Origin of the sequence: Veillonella parvula DSM 2008, from assembly GCF_000024945.1 — a bacterium.
Lineage (GTDB): Bacteria > Bacillota > Negativicutes > Veillonellales > Veillonellaceae > Veillonella > Veillonella parvula.
The window spans coordinates 235646-253048 of sequence record NC_013520.1 but is presented as its reverse complement, the minus strand read 5'-3'; the positions used below and the strand labels follow the sequence as shown (position 1 = coordinate 253048).

13 protein-coding genes are annotated in these 17403 nt (G+C 38.5%); 2 read left to right on the top strand and 11 right to left on the bottom strand.

Annotated elements, in window-relative coordinates; translation table 11 throughout:
• Window positions 1-262: 262 nt before the first annotated feature.
• The 5 genes from guaA to VPAR_RS00890 all read right to left on the bottom strand — a co-directional run bounded on the left by guaA (window position 263) and on the right by VPAR_RS00890 (window position 5665).
• A complete protein-coding gene (gene guaA, locus VPAR_RS00910) occupies window positions 263-1798 on the bottom strand; it encodes a glutamine-hydrolyzing GMP synthase (protein ID WP_012863779.1) in 1536 nt (511 codons plus the stop codon).
• Window positions 1799-1885: 87 nt separating this feature from the next.
• Window positions 1886-2752, bottom strand: a complete 867-nt coding sequence (locus VPAR_RS00905; protein WP_012863778.1) for an aldo/keto reductase — start codon at window positions 2750-2752, stop codon at window positions 1886-1888.
• Window positions 2753-2949: 197 nt separating this feature from the next.
• Window positions 2950-3162 carry a DUF362 domain-containing protein gene (locus tag VPAR_RS00900; RefSeq protein WP_012863777.1) on the bottom strand — a complete coding sequence of 71 codons (213 nt, stop codon included), beginning with the start codon at window positions 3160-3162 and terminating at the stop codon, window positions 2950-2952.
• Between the two features lie 102 nt (window positions 3163-3264).
• Complete coding sequence (locus tag VPAR_RS00895) at window positions 3265-4416, bottom strand: HAD hydrolase family protein (RefSeq protein ID WP_012863776.1); 1152 nt, start codon at window positions 4414-4416, stop codon at window positions 3265-3267.
• 67 nt (window positions 4417-4483) lie between these two features.
• Window positions 4484-5665, bottom strand: a complete 1182-nt coding sequence (locus tag VPAR_RS00890; protein ID WP_012863775.1) for an amidohydrolase — start codon at window positions 5663-5665, stop codon at window positions 4484-4486.
• Window positions 5666-5856: 191 nt separating this feature from the next.
• Here VPAR_RS00890 and VPAR_RS00885 point away from each other — a divergent pair, with 191 nt between their 5' ends.
• Together VPAR_RS00885 and VPAR_RS00880 are read left to right on the top strand one after the other, a co-directional pair.
• Window positions 5857-6639: a basic amino acid ABC transporter substrate-binding protein gene (locus VPAR_RS00885; protein WP_012863774.1), complete on the top strand. Its 783-nt coding sequence runs from the start codon at window positions 5857-5859 to the stop codon at window positions 6637-6639.
• Window positions 6640-6949: 310 nt separating this feature from the next.
• On the top strand, window positions 6950-9322 hold the full coding sequence (locus VPAR_RS00880) for a tetratricopeptide repeat protein (RefSeq protein WP_012863773.1): 2373 nt from the start codon (window positions 6950-6952) through the stop codon (window positions 9320-9322).
• Window positions 9323-9403: 81 nt separating this feature from the next.
• Here VPAR_RS00880 and ileS read toward each other — a convergent pair whose 3' ends face one another.
• The 6 genes from ileS to VPAR_RS00850 form a co-directional block, all read right to left on the bottom strand.
• Complete coding sequence (ileS, locus tag VPAR_RS00875; protein WP_012863772.1) at window positions 9404-12238, bottom strand: isoleucine--tRNA ligase; 2835 nt, start codon at window positions 12236-12238, stop codon at window positions 9404-9406.
• Between the two features lie 451 nt (window positions 12239-12689).
• On the bottom strand, window positions 12690-12944 hold the full coding sequence (locus VPAR_RS00870) for a hypothetical protein (protein WP_012863771.1): 255 nt from the start codon (window positions 12942-12944) through the stop codon (window positions 12690-12692).
• 12 nt (window positions 12945-12956) lie between these two features.
• Window positions 12957-14186: a radical SAM/SPASM domain-containing protein gene (locus VPAR_RS00865; protein ID WP_012863770.1), complete on the bottom strand. Its 1230-nt coding sequence runs from the start codon at window positions 14184-14186 to the stop codon at window positions 12957-12959.
• Window positions 14167-15900, bottom strand: a complete 1734-nt coding sequence (locus VPAR_RS00860; protein ID WP_012863769.1) for an ABC transporter ATP-binding protein — start codon at window positions 15898-15900, stop codon at window positions 14167-14169. The genes VPAR_RS00865 and VPAR_RS00860 overlap by 20 nt, the downstream gene beginning before the upstream one ends.
• A complete protein-coding gene (locus tag VPAR_RS00855) occupies window positions 15887-16303 on the bottom strand; it encodes a hypothetical protein (protein WP_012863768.1) in 417 nt (138 codons plus the stop codon). The genes VPAR_RS00860 and VPAR_RS00855 overlap by 14 nt, the downstream gene beginning before the upstream one ends.
• A 50-nt stretch (window positions 16304-16353) precedes the next feature.
• Window positions 16354-16971 carry a CPBP family intramembrane glutamic endopeptidase gene (locus VPAR_RS00850; RefSeq protein WP_012863767.1) on the bottom strand — a complete coding sequence of 206 codons (618 nt, stop codon included), beginning with the start codon at window positions 16969-16971 and terminating at the stop codon, window positions 16354-16356.
• Window positions 16972-17403 lie beyond the last annotated feature (432 nt).

The window sequence follows — 17403 nt, the reverse complement described above, 5'->3', positions numbered from 1 at the left end:
AATAATATTTAATAATATCAAGTTAATTCTTTATCTCTGACAGTCATTTCATTAGATATCACCTACTAAAAAGATTTCTTAGCGCAGAGCAAAAACTTTATCTGAGTGCACAATATATTAATTTTTATCAAACTATTATTATCTCAAAAAAGCCAACAGAATTCTCACTCTGTTGGCTTAGTTAATAATATAATAAGAATTTATCTAACTTTTATCATATAGATAGATTTCCATTCGCTTCTCAATTAATTATAGATTTATATTATTCCCACTCAATTGTAGCAGGTGGTTTAGATGTAATATCGTACACGATGCGGTTGATGTGTTGTACTTCGTTTACGATACGACGGGAGATTGTGTCTAATACGTCGTAAGGGATGCGTGCCCAGTCAGCAGTCATGAAGTCTGTTGTTGTGACACCACGCAATGCCAATGTGTAATCGTATGTACGGAAGTCACCCATAACGCCTACGGTACGTGTAGATGTTAATACTGCAAAGTATTGGTTGATACTGCGATCAAGACCAGCTTTGGCAATTTCGTCACGGAAGATGTAGTCTGCATCACGCAAGATGTCGAGTTTGTCTTTCGTAATTTCGCCCATTACGCGAATAGCAAGACCAGGACCTGGGAATGGTTGACGCCATACTAGGTAGTCAGCCAAGCCTAATTCAGAACCAAGTTCACGCACTTCGTCTTTGAAGAGGTTGCGTAATGGTTCAATAAGGCCTTTGAAGTCAACAACTGCAGGCAAGCCGCCTACATTGTGATGAGATTTTATAATTTCTGCTTCACCAGTACCGGACTCAATAACGTCAGGGTAGATTGTACCTTGAGCCAAGAAGTCAACGGAGCCGATTTTACGACCTTCATCTTCGAATACACGGATAAATTCTTCGCCAATAGCTTTACGTTTTGCTTCAGGATCTTCAAGGCCAGCCAATTTATCTAAGAAACGTTTTTCCGCATCGACGCGGATGAAATGCATGCCGGAATCTTTGAAAGCCGCTTCCACTTCGTCACCTTCGTTTTTACGCATTAAACCATGGTCAACGAAGATACAAGTCAATTGGTCGCCTACAGCTTTAGAGATAAGAGCTGCTGCAACGGAGCTATCTACACCGCCAGACAATGCCAATAATACTTTGCCATCACCTACAGTGTTACGGATGTCTTCAATAGCAGTTTTTGCATAGTTTGCCATTGTCCATGTGCCTGTGAAACCACATACTTCGTACAAGAAGTTGTGAAGCATTTCTTTACCATGTTCAGTGTGCAACACTTCTGCATGGTATTGCATAGCATATAGTTTACGTTCTTTATTTTGCATGGATGCAACAGGGCAATCCTTAGTATGTGCTACAATTTCAAAGCCTTCTGGAACCTTTGCTACATAGTCAACGTGAGACATCCAAACAACTTGGTCTTCTTCCAAGCCATTGAACAATGGAGATGTAGTGTCCACTTTAGTAGGTGTTTTACCAAATTCACGATTGTCCGCAGATTTAACTTCGCCACCCAATGTATGCGCCATAAATTGCATACCATAGCACATGCCAAGAATAGGAATACCAAGTTCAAAAATCTCTTTCTCAATTTTTGGAGAGTTTTCTTCATACACGCTGTTAGGACCACCTGTAAAGATGATACCTTGCGGTTTCAATTCCTTAATTTTTTCCAGCGCTTTGTTGTATGGATATACTTCGCAGTATACGTGATTTTCACGAACACGGCGCGCGATCAATTGGTTATATTGACCACCAAAGTCAACAACAATTACAAATTCCTTGTTTTCCATAATTCCTCCATTAAGCAAGAAGTTGTATTTTACAATACTTTCACATATATATTTACAAATTAACTTTATTTACGTTATCTGCCAAAATTAGCCATGAATTTCAACACCTAATATCGATCGTACAAATTCCGGATCAAAATGTTTTGTTCTAGATCCACCATATCCCAAATCAAGTGTTGAAATAGATTCCATCTCATCTTGTGAAAGCTCAAAATCCCATACATTTATATTTTCAATCATTCGTTCTTTATGAGTCGTTTTAGGTATGACAACAACGCCACGTTGAATATTCCACCGTAACACCACTTGCCCAACCGTTTTGTCATGAGTCTCTGCAATATCTTGTAAGAGTTTCTCCTCAAATGGACTATATCGCCCGCCGCCTAATGGTGCCCATGCCTCAGGCAGAACATCATAATACTTCATCGTATCTAACGCATCCGGTTGTTGAAAGTAAGGATGTAGCTCGATTTGGTTTACTGCTGGCTTTATATCTACGTTTTCACAAAAATTCGTCAAAACATTAGGATAGAAATTACTTACACCAATATCCATTAAACGACCATCACGATAAGCTTGTTCTAATCCACGCCAAGCGCTAAAATAGTCTCCCATGGCTTGATGCAATAAATATAAATCAATATACTCGAGCCCTAAATTCCTTAACGATTGATCAATCCCCTCATCCACATCATAGGCATTCATATCTTGAACCCACAACTTGGATGTGATAAATAAATCTTCACGTTTTACTTTACCCATAGCAATTGCTTCCGCAATAGCTTCACCTACGGCCGCTTCGTTTCCATATACAGCTGCTGTATCAAACAAACGATAGCCTACATCAATTGCATCAAGTACAATCTGTTTACATTGCATTAAATCAGTAACCTGAAAAACGCCAAATCCCAACATTGGCATCCGAGCACCGGTATTGAGGGTTGCATATTCCATTATTATCTCCTCATTTAAAACGTTTTACGTTTATATTTCATTATAGCATAGGAACTTATACGCCTCTATATATTCCGAATAAAAGTTTCACAAAACTTTTAAACATTCAGATTTATCTTAATACTTTTATGTAGTGTAACAATTAATTTTTACTTCTAATTACTAATATATAAGCTCTAACATCTAATAGTCAGCATCTAATCTTCACTGTCTTTTTTCTTATCATTATTATGTTTTACCATTTTAACGGCCCCTACAGGACAGATGGAATAACAATCGCCACAGCCAATACAGCCTTTCCCAATGATAAATCGAGTCTTCCCTTCGGTGATGCATTGAACAGGACAATCCTCAGCACAAGCTCCGCACTTAACGCAAGTATCGTCAATATTAAATTTTAGATTTCCCATTATACATCACCTCCCTATCAGCAAAAGCAAAATTAAGTATATCCACGTAATGATTAAATACTATATCTGCTATGTAACGTTAGGTTATTATAAACACTAAAGTCAAGATTTTCTATTGAGCTCAATATTATATGCAATAGCCGAGTAAATAGCCTTTGCCACGCCTTGGTGGTTATTGTCTGTCGTTTCGTATCGTGCCGCTTCTTTAATGTTCGGCTTGCTATTGCCCATTGCCACGCTAGCGCCCGCAAAGCGTAACATAGATAGATCGTTTTCGCTATCCCCCAGTGTCATTACCTCGTCAGGACTTAAGCCCCAATGTTTTGCCAAGGCTTCTACAGCAGTACCCTTTGTAGTATGAGGCAATACAAATTCTAGATTACCTTCACTAGAGAGCAATACATCATAAAAGCGTTCACGACCTGTGCCATCGTGGGACAGACCTTGGTATTCATCTCGTAAGTCTTGCAAGATACGCTGACGCATCGGCTCATCACCGTAGAAGATTTGAATTTTCTCTGGACCTTCATTTAAGGCTTCCATATGAGCTAACAAATCACATACCATTGTCCGCGTAGCCAAGATAAATGGACGAATATTAGGTCTAAAGAAGAAATTAGACTGCTCTATTTCACATTCAGACATGTTTATTTTTACTGCTTCGTTGCCTTCCGCTAATGCATAGTGAGCATAAGTTGCCCCTGGTAGACGAGTGTCTCCTATACCAGAAATCTGATTTTTAGTATTGGGCAGATGATTATCCATTATGCCATGCGAACCCTTTTTATCTCCTTCATTGCGCTCGCTAGCGCATACTCCTAAGCGTTCAGGTGTAATACATCTAGATGGCGGATACATGCCAAAGATTTGGTCTTTCACATAGGCCTCTACATATACGCCATAGGTTAATAGTTTGCGTAACAAGTGTAGAGCTTGTTCCTTATCAAAATTTACGTGGAATAGACTGCGGTTTTCATCCTTGTCCATCACATAGGCACCATTGGTGCACATGAAATAACGTAAGCATGGAAGTTTTTCGATGACATCATTCATCTCATTCCAAGCGCGGCCAGAAGCAATGGCTACGCGAATGCCGCTTTCACGAGCTGCACGAATCGCCTCAATGGCATCCTCAGGAATCGCCTTTGCATCGTTTACCAAGGTGCCATCTACATCAGATGCGATGAATCGAATCGGCTTATCCCCCGTGAGGCCTATATAATTTTTTATTTCTAATCTTTCAGTTAAGGACATATACACTCCTTTTAACTAATGAATCGTATGTTGATATTACAGTTACTCAGGTAGATACAAAAATGAGCTATTTAGTACTATTAAATTCAGCAACGATTTCTTCTAAGGTTGTTGGGTTTTCTACGAGTCGTAGTAAAGCGCCACCAATAATATTAGCACCGTCGATGATAGTTTGTTCAATGGTAGGCTCTAACATGGCACCGGCAAATTCTTTAGAATGGCACACCTTCGGCTTGCCAGCGAGGCGCAATTTAGGATGGAGTGCTGCACATTGATAGCTTACATTGCCAATATCTGAACTACCTCCGAGAGCTGCCGGACCAGGTTCAAAATTGAGGCCCATGTCGGTCATTACCTCTTCGATAAGCTTTGTGCCACGGTGGTTTTGGTTCATATCATCATACGGATTGCCATAAAACGCTACATCCACAGTTGTACCTGTACAAAGGGCCGCCCCTTCAAAGATGTTTTTAATCTGCTCAGATAAGCCATTTAAGTAATCCCGCTCTGTGTGACGCACGGTAACTTCTAATTCACCGAAGGCAGGAATTACATTGGATGCGGTACCTCCAGCAATGATCCATGTGCCGATGCGCGTTTCAGGGCGTACTTGTTGACGCATCATATCCATAGCATGGATAGCGAGTTGTACGCCGTTTACCGCATTGACACCATTCCAAGGCTCGCCGGCTGCATGAGCTGGCTTACCGTGATACTTAGCGCGGAAGCAATCGAGTGCCAAAAATTGTGAATTAGGCCGTGTCTCCTCGCCGTCGAGATGAACCATGATGGCAAAATCGTATTCTTTAAACACCCCTGCATTACACATATCTACCTTACACCCCATCGCTTCTTCGTCTGGTGTGCCGATAATATCTATATCCATGTTGAAAGCTACGCCCTCTTCTTGCATTTTATGCAGTGTCAATGCAGCCAACACGCTTATAGAACCACTGGCGGAGTGACCGCATGCATGGCCTACCTCTGGCAGTGCATCATATTCACAAAGTATGGCTAATCGGCCCTTTGGATTGTCTACTTTCACGACAGATGCCTTGAAGGCAGTTGGCAAATTACAGAATTCATAGGTTACATCCATGCCGTGTTTTTCGAGAACAGCACCAATGGTTTTGACAGACTCGAATTCTTGACTGGAAATCTCAGGGTTTTTAGCTAATGTATAATTCACCGCAAAAGCATCTGGTGCGAAGCTTTTACAAAGATCGGAAAATGTATGCATAAGGTTCATAGCGCCTCCAATAGATATAATCAAAAATGTGTGCAAATCGATGGATTTAAACAATGTTAAATGAAATCCATTTTTAAATATGAAACTCATGTACTCTTAATTATACAATGTTATTGCCTATTGGTGTAAAATTCCGTACAATATAAACAGAAATGTATAAACCATGTATATGGATGTTTGAGGAGGATACTATGTTTAAGTTCAAAAAATTGACAGCCATCGCCCTCGTAGCGGTAGCAGCAATGGGTTTATTGGCTGGTTGTGGCAACGACAAACCTAAAATGACACAACAAGAAGGCGTATTGCGTGTAGGTTCTGAAACTACATTCCCACCATTCGAATTCACTGAAGGCGACAAATATGTTGGCTTCGACGTTGATTTGTCCGAAGCAATTTCTAAAAAAATCGGCCTAAAAATGGAATTCAAATCCATGGGCTTCGATGCTTTGATTCCAGCTGTTCAATCTGGCGATATCGATATGATCGCTGCAGGCATCAACGCTACTCCAGAACGTGAAAAAGTATTGGACTTCTCCGATGTGTACTTTGATCAAGGCGGTTTCATCACAGTTGTGCGTAAAGACAACACTACCATCCACAACATGGACGAGTTAGCAGGTAAAACTGTAGGTGTTCAAATCGGCACAATCCCTGTTGAAATGGCTCAAAAAATCCCTGGTACAACAGTAAAACAAATCGATTCCAATGCTAATATCTTCATGGAATTGAAAGCCGGTACAATTGATGGCGCTATCATCGATAACGCTGTAGCTATGTACTACCTCAAACAAGGTGCTGACCAAGACCTTAAACTCGTAGGCGAACCTACTAAATCCCCTGGCACAGTGCTTGGCGTGAAAAAAGGCAACAAAGCTTTACAAGAAGCTGTTAACAAAGCTCTTAAAGAACTTAAAGAAGACGGCACTTACCAAAAAATTTACAACAAATGGTTCGGCGATTACAACAAAAAATAATATGTATTCCTAAGAACTAGGATACATAATAACCCCTCTGAAAGATTTCAACCATCACATAAAATTTGTGACAACAGATTTTCTTCAGAGGGGATTTTTTGCGCTTTAATACAACACATACTGAAGCTTCCATATTAAATGGGATTAAATACAGGCATATTAGAAATAAGCTAGTATATTGTGAGAACAGTTAAACGATATCAATATGATATCATCAGAAAACATACAGTTATACTAGCATTCCCTCTTTTACGGTACCTAGCGTTCGTTATATAATAAATATGTATTCTATCGTATAAAAGGAGGCCTAATGGCACAGTACTTTACGGAACGCCTGCAAAAGGTCTTCCACATGATTTTTACATCCTATAATCAAAAAATGGCTCAAGAAGGCTTACGTCAGTTAGAGCTCATCGTCAATAATCAGCAAGGATCAGTGCAAACTGATCATCGTCCCTTGCGAAACGATATGACGACCCTTCTTGAAAGTGACATAGATAATAAAGAAGATGCTCTCAAGATAGCCAATAATCCAGAGGCTAGAGAGCTAGGCGATGCTTACGCTCTCTTGGCGCGGGTCTATGCAGGTCCGCGCTTTACCTGGGAGGAATCTAACTTCCCAGAGGACAACATGCGCACGTATCAGTGCTTACACGATAGCATTCGCCGTTGTAGCCCTATCGGTACATTACAAGCCTTGCGTATCAAAGGCTCCATCACGCCTACCGTCGAGAAGGATATGCAAATCTCCTTTGACGATGCTTTCCGCATTGTCTATGACCATGCGAATCGAGGCGATGCCTATTGCCAATATGTTATAGGCAATGTCTTTTTCTGGCGCGATGATAATCGCATCGACTCCGCTGAAGCTATGCTAACACCACCGCCCATGAGCTGGTCTAAACGCATTCTAAAAAGTCTTACAAGTGGCTCTGTACAGGATCGTATCGCCGCCTTGCAAGGCACTGTGCCAGACGATAAATTACAAGAAAAAGCGTCCAGCCTTGCCAAAAAATGGTTTAATAAGGCTCTCGACAACGGTCTTGCCATGTTCCAAGGGAACTTGCGCAATATCTATATCGACGAAGCCGACTTTGCCAATGCGCGCCGCGTCGCCAAGACTGCGGCCAAGCTTGGCAACCCTGCCATGATGCTATATACAGGACTCGACTGCCATGAAAACGGTAAATTCGAGGATGCTTTCACGTGGTTCACTAAAGGTGCCGCCTTAGGTCAATCTGAAAGCATCGCAGAATTAGCGGATTATTACTATCATTTCTATGATGCCAAACATTTACGTTGTACTATCCCCTATGATCCGGTAAAAGCCATAGGTCTCTACCGCCGTGCGGCAACAAAAGAGTTTAGTGATGCGGGGTACACCGCCTTGCAGGCGGCCTTTGGATATATCTTTCACATAGGCCACCTCCCTCTCGACTGGGGGCTCATTGCAGACTTAACGCATATGGCGGCTACAAAAGATCGTTTTATGTTCGCCTTGCCCTATATTGGTTATATGCGAATCCACGGTTTAGGGGTAACGAAAAACATCCGCTTCGGTGTACAATCGTTACTGCGTGTCTTAGATGAGGAACAACGTGCCTTCGAAGAGGAAAATCGCATTCTTTTCTACGATATTACGCGCGCTTTAACACGTGTTGCCTTGGGCTATGCCTACGAAAAAGGCTATGTAACAGGCAAACCCGATTTAGATCAAGCCGTATCCTATTACGAGCAATCCCATCAATATATCTTGTCTCACAAAGCCAATTTAGATCCAGAGCTAAAAGATATTCCTATCGATGACGAAGCAGAAGAACGATTAGCGGCCTTTGAAGAGGTTGATGGTCACTGGCAATACAAAGAAGGCATTGCCGAATCCACTACTACGGTGCGCCCTGCGCCTGCCGCCTGGCCTCAAGATGCGGCCCGTTTATCTGTAACTATGGACGACTTCCTGTGGGATACGACTTTGTACGACTGGCAAACCATCGAAACAGCCTTAGAGTCACAAGAAGAAATGAAGCTCAGCTTTTACAATCGTTTCCTATCCGTTCCAGATGCATTGCGCAATATCTTCAAGCTCGATGTAACGCGGATGCTACGAAATCATTATCAAGTAAGACTGCACGGTTATGATCCAACAGAAGGACATGAAATCGTTTATAAGGCCGTATACAACAAAGAAAATACCTTAAGTCTATTAAAAGAGCTTTACCATAATCGTCAGTTGCCTAGTCTCGAAGAGAATTGGTCCATCGAAAAGAACGAAGAAAAGCCGATCTGGCACTACGTACTCGATGTGGATCAACAACCGTTCTTGCTAGAGGAATACGACGATGCAAACGCTATGATTCAGACTGCCTTGCAAGGGTTGAAAGAGAAAAAGTACGAACAAATTAATATTCGCACCCATGACTTTGTGGGCCCATCCTATTTTATTTTTAAAGGCAATCAGTCAGCCCCATTTAGGGTTCAGCTCTATCTGAAAGAGTCGGCCCGTCATACCATCGATGACGATGGAAACCCACAAGACACGCCTGGTAAGACCTACTTATTCGAACAATATGTGGGGAACGAAGTATCCTTAAACTATTGGATTCAAAAAACAATAAATACCTTAGAAATCCCTGAACTAGATAATTGGAAACAATTAACAGTGCCAAAGGATTTACAAACATAAAAAGACCATCCCCAGTGAGCTGCTCCCCCAAAATTGGACACAATTTTGGGAAGTGAAGTTCAACAGGATGGTCTTTTTTTATTATAGTGTTTTTACAACGCTGGCACAGCGTGCACAGAGTGTAGGATGTGCGCTATCTTGACCTACTGTATCACGGTGGATCCAGCAGCGTTCACATTTTTCGAGACCAGAGGCAACAACAACTGTTGCGACGCCAGTTTCTTCGTCTTTTACAGCCTCTGCCGGTGCAGCGCCGTTCACGATGTGAGCTTCGGATACGATAACGAGTTTAGCCAAGCCTTCTTCACCAAGAGCATTCAATGCATCAAATGCAGCGCCTTCAGCGTATACCGTAACGGATGCATCCAATGGGTGACCAATTGTTTTGTCTTGACGCGCAAGTTCCAAAGCTTTTTGTACGGATGTACGCAAGTCTAACAATTGGTTCCAATTGTCAGCCAATTTTTGGTTGAAGTGTTCTGGATGACCTTGTGGCCAATCTTGAAGCATAACGGATTCGCGCATACCCTCTTCTTTAGGCATGTATTTCCAAACTTCTTCCGCTGTAAAGGAAAGCACTGGAGATACCATAGCTACCAATGTTTTCAAGATTTCATACATTGCTGTTTGAGCAGAACGACGAGCTACGTTGTTTTTGCTTTCAGCATACATAGTATCTTTCATTACATCAAGATAGATGGAGCTCAAGTCTACGGTGCAGAAGTTATGAATTGCATGGTATAACATGTGGAATTCATAATTTTCGTACGCATCAGTAACCTTTTGACGTACTTCTTCTAAGCGCAACAATGCCCATTTATCGAATTCGGACATATCTGCGTAAGCCACTTTATCGGTATTCGGATTGAAGTCATCCAAGTTACCGAGCAAGAAACGGAATGTATTACGGATCTTACGGTATACTTCGGATAATTGTTTTACGATGTCTTTGGACAAACGTACGTCTGCTTGGTAATCCGCAGAAGATACCCACAAACGCATTACATCGGCACCGTATACATCGATGATGTCGCTTGGAGCCACTGTATTACCTACAGATTTAGACATTTTGCGACCTTCACCGTCCACAACGAAGCCGTGAGTCAATACGGAGTTGTATGGTGCTTTACCAGTTGTAGCTACTGCAGTCAACAAGGAAGAGTTAAACCAACCGCGATGTTGGTCAGAACCTTCAAGGTACATAGCACATGGTACGTCAAGATCATTAACTTCGAGTACGCCAGCCCAAGAGGAACCAGAGTCGAACCATACGTCCATGATGTCTGTTTCTTTTTTGAACTCATCATGACCGCAATGAGGACATTTGAAACCTTCTGGTAATAATTCCTTAGCGCTGTGCGCCCACCAAGCATCGGAGCCTTCTACGGCTACTTTTTCTTGTAATGCTTTGATAGTATCATCGTTGATGATGTGCTCGCCACAGCTTTCACAATAGTAAATAGGAATTGGCACGCCCCAAATACGTTGACGAGAAATTACCCAGTCACCACGGTCGCGCACCATGTTGAAGATGCGGTCATGGCCCCATTTAGGAATCCATTGCACTTGGTTGTCGATTGCATCAAGCGCTTGTTGACGGTACCCATCTACAGAGGAGAACCATTGTTCTGTAGCGCGATAGATGACAGGATTTTTACAACGCCAGCAGTGAGCGTATTGGTGACGCAAGCTAGATTTGTGAAGCAATGCATTATTGTGCGCCAAGATTTTAATAACAGGCACCTCTGCATCGTGAATTTCCACGCCAGCCAATGGGAATTCAGTATCGCCATAACGATTGTCATCTACTTGTTTAGTATAGTTACCAGTTTCGTTAACAAGGGAAATGATAGGAAGCTCAGTTTTACCTTCCTTGTTATAACGCATAACGATGTTAAAGTCGTCTTCACCGTGTGCAGGAGCTGTATGTACACAACCAGTACCTGCTTCAAGTGTTACATGGTCACCACACAATACAGTGGATGTACGTTCAACGAATGGATGTTTGAACTCAGCTAATTCTAAGTCTGCGCCGGAAAAACGATTTACGATTTCATAGTCTTCGATACCAATATCTTTCATAGCTGCGTCAACAAGTTCAGTAGCCATCAAGTAGTATTCGTCGCCAGCTTTCACCCAGCCATATTCTAGATCAGGGTTAACGGAAATAGCTACGTTGGCAGGCATTGTCCAAGGAGTAGTTGTCCAAATAACAGCGTATGCTTGTTTTGGATCTACGCCAGCTGGCAATGTTACCTTTTTCTCGGATACATAAGGGAATTTTACGTAAATGGAGAAGGATTTTTTCTCAGCATATTCGATTTCTGCTTCTGCCAATGCAGTTTCGCAGTGCGTACACCAGTATACAGTTTTAAGACCTTTATAGATATGTCCGCGTTTTGCCATTTCGCCGAAGATGCCAAGTTGTTTAACTTCGAACTCAGGACGCAATGTCAAGTACGGACGGTCCCATTCGCCTAATACACCAAAACGAATGAAGTCTTGTTTTTGTGTTTCTACGCACTCCAATGCATATTCCTTACATTTATTGCGCAAGTCCAATGGAGCCATTTCATGACGGTTAAGACCAGTGTTCTTAATAACCGCATGCTCGATTGGCAAGCCGTGCGTATCCCAACCAGGAATGTAGCGAGTATAATGACCAGTCATAGTTTTGTATTTCATGATAATGTCCTTCAACGTTTTGTTGAGGGCATGACCAATGTGCAATTTACCGTTTGCATATGGAGGGCCATCATGCAAAATGAATGGCTTTGCGTCTTTACGCAATTCCAAACGTTTTTGATAAATCTTGTTATCTTCCCAGAATTTTAAGATTTCTGGTTCGCGCTTAGGCAAATTGCCGCGCATTGGGAATTCTGTTTCAGGCAAATGTAACGTCTTACCGTAATCCATGATGTGCTCCTTTTACATAAAAAAATCGCCCGTCCCCGAAGGGACGGACGTAATATCCGTGGTACCACCCTACTGACTCTCGTTACTTGTGAAAGCTAAACGCCACCGCATTTCTGCGATTGTCACACCATGCTAGCACATGATTGTAACACATAAGACGCAACTCATCTCTCATATTGTGAAAGCCACTTAGACATATAACGGTGTTCACCGGCGGCGTTGCCGCTTGCTCCAAAGTGATCCGCACATCTCTAGATTTCCAAACCTTTCAGCCCATGAGTTTGATCTCTACAAAATCCGTCTGAGACATGCCGTCTTTTTCAACGCAATATTCATATAATAGATAATTATAGGCTGGAAACAACGTAATTGTCAAATATATATTCTATTTATACTAATAGACTCATTATACTAATTTGTTCGTATACCTCTAGTATTTAAAATATTCCAACTAACATATAAGAAAAAATCGCTTTATAGAATGCTTAAAAGTATCCCATTTATCTACATCTAAATATAACCCTTTGGAACATTTCACAATAACCCCTTCACGAATCAATATACGTAAGGTTCGTTTATTAATGGCACTGGCCTGTAAAACCTCATATTCTGATAATGCTGAATCCTCTGAACAAGCACCATTATCATGAAAATATTGAACAAGTTTATTTTGCCATCTTGTAATTGTTTCTGCACCAAAAGCCATATTATCACCTCATTACTTTGTAAAATTTTCAAAAACTTTAGTTCGCTGTTCTAAATATAACTTTGTTAACATACAGAATGGATCTTTATTGTCTATAACATTATCATATAAGTAAGATCTTCCTCGACAACCTCCGCCACACATATATTTATAGTCACAACTACTACAACCTTTAACATTATCTACTGTCATATGAGACCATATAGATTCCTTATTTTTTAGAATATTTTTCAAAGAATCCGTTTTAATATCCCCCATCTTCATAGTATCCTTATGAAGCATATGGCATGGATAAACCTCTCCATTTGCTGCAATACTAACCATTTTGCAACCCAATCCACAGCCCACTTTACAACATAGACCCTCTATTCCATCACTATTTCCATTAATAACACTATCTTCTATATAAACATTGTCTCCTTCATTAATTACTTTTACAATTTCATAAATATCATTATCATCTAAAATAAAGTCTGAGAAAGTTTTATCATATGGATCGACTGTAAATATACTGAAATTAAAGGATACTTTTAAACCTTCAGCCAGCCGAATATAATTTCTCATATATTTAATATTCTTTTTATGTAAAGTAAATATCAAATGAACATGTACAAGACTCTTAAAGTGTTCCACAAAATCTAAGACCTTGCCCATTATTCCTTCATTTCTGATAAATCTGGTTTCTCTATTATATCCATCTACAGATACACTTAAACTATCAATGAAGGGGATTGCTTTCTCTACTCGATTCCAATCCATTGTACCATTAGTAATGACCGCAACACTTATATTATGTTTTTTAATATGTGCCAAAATGTCTGCCATATCATTTCTTATAAAAGGTTCTCCACCTGATATAACTAACCGCTCAACCCCACAAGCTACTAATTGATCAACAATATGCTTTAACTGTGCAGTAGTTAAATCTTTTTGTGTATTTCTTTCTTCTATATACGAGTAACAACCTACACAACTTAAATTACATCTATCCGTCACATGAAGATAGGCATTTTTCAAGACACTAGTGTCTTTTTTAAAATAACCAAACTCATTTAATGCAGCCATAATTTGTTTTTCATCATTATTAAGCGTATCTTCTTCAATTAAGCCTGCTTTCATTCTATTAACGAAGTCTATACCGGCATCATCTAATCCTATTATTGCCCCATTTTCTCCATTGCCAATAATATTTACTCCCTTAATATTAAATAAATATGTTCTATCATGAAGCATGCTGTTCATTTATTAGCCCTCCTTTTTCAATGAGTCTATAGAATAGAAATCCCTTTTTATACAAATCATCAAAATAGCCGACCTCTTTAATAGTTCCATCTTCTATCACAATAATTTCATCATACAGTTTCAAAATATCTTTTTCTAAAAAATGCGTTACATTAATAACAGTTGCATCAAGACTTACAAGTTCCTGTTCCAAAGTTTTCGCTGTAAGATTATCCAGTCCAAAAGAAAACTCATCAACTATAATAATATTTGATTGTTTTAAAAGTGCCCTACATATTTCAATCCGCTTTTTCTCTCCACCGGAGAAGTTATTTCCATTCTCTTGAACAATTGTTTTAATTCCTTTATCCAAACGTTCTATAATCCCCTTTAAATTTGCTTTATCAATGGATTGAGATAGGAGTTCCTCTGAAACAGTATTGCCTAATGTCAAGTTGTATTCCAAAGTATCATTAAACATTACGCTATGTTGCTGCATATAAGTGATATTGTCATACACTACTTCATCATTAATTTGATGATAGTCATATTCATCAAAAGTTATGCTTCCTAAATAACTATCATAATAACGTAAAATCAGTTTCAACAATGTCGTCTTACCACTCCCAGATGTGCCTACAATTGCATATTTTTTACCTTTTTTGAAACTAAGATTAATATCATTGAGTATATTTCGTTCTTTTCCGGGATATGCAAAACTTATATGTTTAAAATCTATACTTTTAGAAAAATTAATTTGATTATTAATAGGCTTCTCAATTGTATCAATATCAGTTGCGTTATCTTTTCTCAACTTAATCTGATCGATATGATTCCATATTTTTTTTGCTGAAACAACTTGACCTAACGACAGTAGTATCATCATGATGGGACTCATAATACTATTTGAAAGCTGTACGACCGCAATCATATCTCCTACACGTATTTCATTTATACTTACATAATATGCACATATCAAAAACATGGTAAGTCCTAGAATGAATGCAGTAACAGTAGAAAGCAGCAGAACGAAATCTTCAAATAATTTACTCCTTAGCCTCTTATTTTCAAGGTCATTATTATAAAAATTAAAAGAGCTTATAATATTTTTCAATACACGATACGACTTTATCACTTCAAAGGCATTGAAATAATCCTTTATGACTCCATTAAACTGTCCAAAGCTACCAAGATATTCTTTCTTATATTTCCCCATCTTAGATCCCAATAAATTAGGAATAGCCAACCCAATTATCACAAGACCTAACATAATGAAGACTATTTTAAAATATATGGACCACATAATCACAAGTGATACAATAACAGTAGATACAGCTCCTATAATACTGTATAGTGTCTCAAAATAGTCTCGCTCTATAATATATATATCTTGATTCAGAATGGTAGTATAAGTAGATGTATTATCCTCTCGAAAGTCACTTATATTTTTGCTGAATAATTGATTGAATATGCGTTGTTTCTCATTTTTTATTATAAAATTAATCAATCTATCTTTTGTCAATACATATAAAGTAGATAATATAAAAATACCTATCGCAAACCCTAAGCATATAAATATCTGGAAGAAATCAATTCCCTGATTTTCAACTAACGAATTAGTAATCCATTGCATCAATATTGCTAACATCGGCATCATTATGGAATAAAGAACAGCCAAAATCAAAGAACCTATGGCAAGTAAAGGTCTTTGAAATAGTAAACTAAATCGTTTCATTGTTCTGATCTCTATTAAGCTTATAAAAAACAAACCAGTGTATAACTATGACAATTATAATACTAGTAATAGTATTTTCTATCGGACTGTTCAACGATTCGGAAATATTATTACTATTTACAAAATTACTATTCTGTAAAACGCTTTCAAGTCTGCTGCCAGTCAAAATAAAAAAGTTTTGTAAAATATTATATACTGAAAAGAAAACTATATTTATTCCCACTAACACTTTTAAACTTTTTCTACCTTTATTTTTAGATAGAATTAAGAGAATAACTGAAACAATAAGTTGACATGCAAATATACCTAAAATAGATAATGCATTAATTTTTTCAACACACATCGTTATAGCTAATATACTAACTATATAGACGAGTAATAATATAAAAGTATATTTCTTCATAAATTGCTGGCCTCCTTCAATTATTAACAATGAATGATTGAAAAGATGAGTCAAACAATCATTGCATTATATAATAAATGCAATAAAACAGGATAAATTAATTTTCCAGTTTTATAATAAATAAATCCAGAAACAAGTCCAAATGGAAACCTAACGACAAGATTCGCTAAAAAACTCTGTCCTAAATGCGTTATAAAAGCAAATATTATTGCCGATATAAGTATAACTATATAATTATTTTTGAATATATGTTTCAATTGTGTAAAGATAACACCTTTACACCAAAACTCCTCACAAAAAGCGATTGGTATGTTCTGCACAAGAGCAAAAACAATATCTCCTTTAAAAATCATAGTCTTTACAACTATAAGAAATATAATCACAAGTGTGATAAGAATTACATCGAGAGGAAAATCAATTTCCAACCCTAAATCAACAGGATTACACACAGCATTATCATTCTTACGCAAATAAATAATAGGAAAAATGAACATTCCTATAATCATACTTATCCAAACTGTAAGTGCTGAAGAAAGATGCCCATATCGTAAATCACCAATAAGAAGGTCTACGATTATCCCTGAGATAATCGTAAAGAAAACTGGAAATATAGATAAAACAACAATATCGATATAGATTTTTTCTTTATATGATTTGCTTCGATCCATTTTTCAAAACCTTTGCAACAACCAATTATTGACATTATTAAAGAGCCTAATATCTAATAACAATAATAAAAAAAGAGTGTGCAAGATAATCTGAAAAGATGTAATTTAACATTACCTCCAGAGCATCTCCCACACCCTCGAAAAACATAAAACTTATTATATGACTTGTTTAAAATACAAAATAATATAGCCTTAAATGGTGGATTTATTCAATTAGTAGAAATTAAAATTATTATATTAAATTACTGTATTAAAATAAATAACGTTTATCAATAACGAGGATTACTAATTACCATCCACCTCGTCCATAACTACCACAGATATAGAAGCCTATAGAAACACAATTGCCAGAATTAAAAAGTTTTGCAAATAACATAATAAAACCTCCATTCATCCAATATTCCACCATTCAAGGCCTATGCATATTCCTTG

Excerpts from the sequence above, each read along its gene's own strand:
- guaA (WP_012863779.1), bottom strand. The coding sequence starts at position 1,798 with ATGGAAAACAAGGAATTTGTAATTGTTGTTGACTTTGGTGGTCAATAT.
- VPAR_RS00905 (WP_012863778.1), bottom strand. The coding sequence starts at position 2,752 with ATGGAATATGCAACCCTCAATACCGGTGCTCGGATGCCAATGTTGGGA.
- VPAR_RS00900 (WP_012863777.1), bottom strand. The coding sequence starts at position 3,162 with ATGGGAAATCTAAAATTTAATATTGACGATACTTGCGTTAAGTGCGGA.
- VPAR_RS00895 (WP_012863776.1), bottom strand. The coding sequence starts at position 4,416 with ATGTCCTTAACTGAAAGATTAGAAATAAAAAATTATATAGGCCTCACG.
- VPAR_RS00890 (WP_012863775.1), bottom strand. The coding sequence starts at position 5,665 with ATGAACCTTATGCATACATTTTCCGATCTTTGTAAAAGCTTCGCACCA.
- VPAR_RS00885 (WP_012863774.1), top strand. The coding sequence starts at position 5,857 with ATGTTTAAGTTCAAAAAATTGACAGCCATCGCCCTCGTAGCGGTAGCA.
- VPAR_RS00880 (WP_012863773.1), top strand. The coding sequence starts at position 6,950 with ATGGCACAGTACTTTACGGAACGCCTGCAAAAGGTCTTCCACATGATT.
- ileS (WP_012863772.1), bottom strand. The coding sequence starts at position 12,238 with ATGGATTACGGTAAGACGTTACATTTGCCTGAAACAGAATTCCCAATG.
- VPAR_RS00870 (WP_012863771.1), bottom strand. The coding sequence starts at position 12,944 with ATGGCTTTTGGTGCAGAAACAATTACAAGATGGCAAAATAAACTTGTT.
- VPAR_RS00865 (WP_012863770.1), bottom strand. The coding sequence starts at position 14,186 with ATGAACAGCATGCTTCATGATAGAACATATTTATTTAATATTAAGGGA.
- VPAR_RS00860 (WP_012863769.1), bottom strand. The coding sequence starts at position 15,900 with ATGAAACGATTTAGTTTACTATTTCAAAGACCTTTACTTGCCATAGGT.
- VPAR_RS00855 (WP_012863768.1), bottom strand. The coding sequence starts at position 16,303 with ATGAAGAAATATACTTTTATATTATTACTCGTCTATATAGTTAGTATA.
- VPAR_RS00850 (WP_012863767.1), bottom strand. The coding sequence starts at position 16,971 with ATGGATCGAAGCAAATCATATAAAGAAAAAATCTATATCGATATTGTT.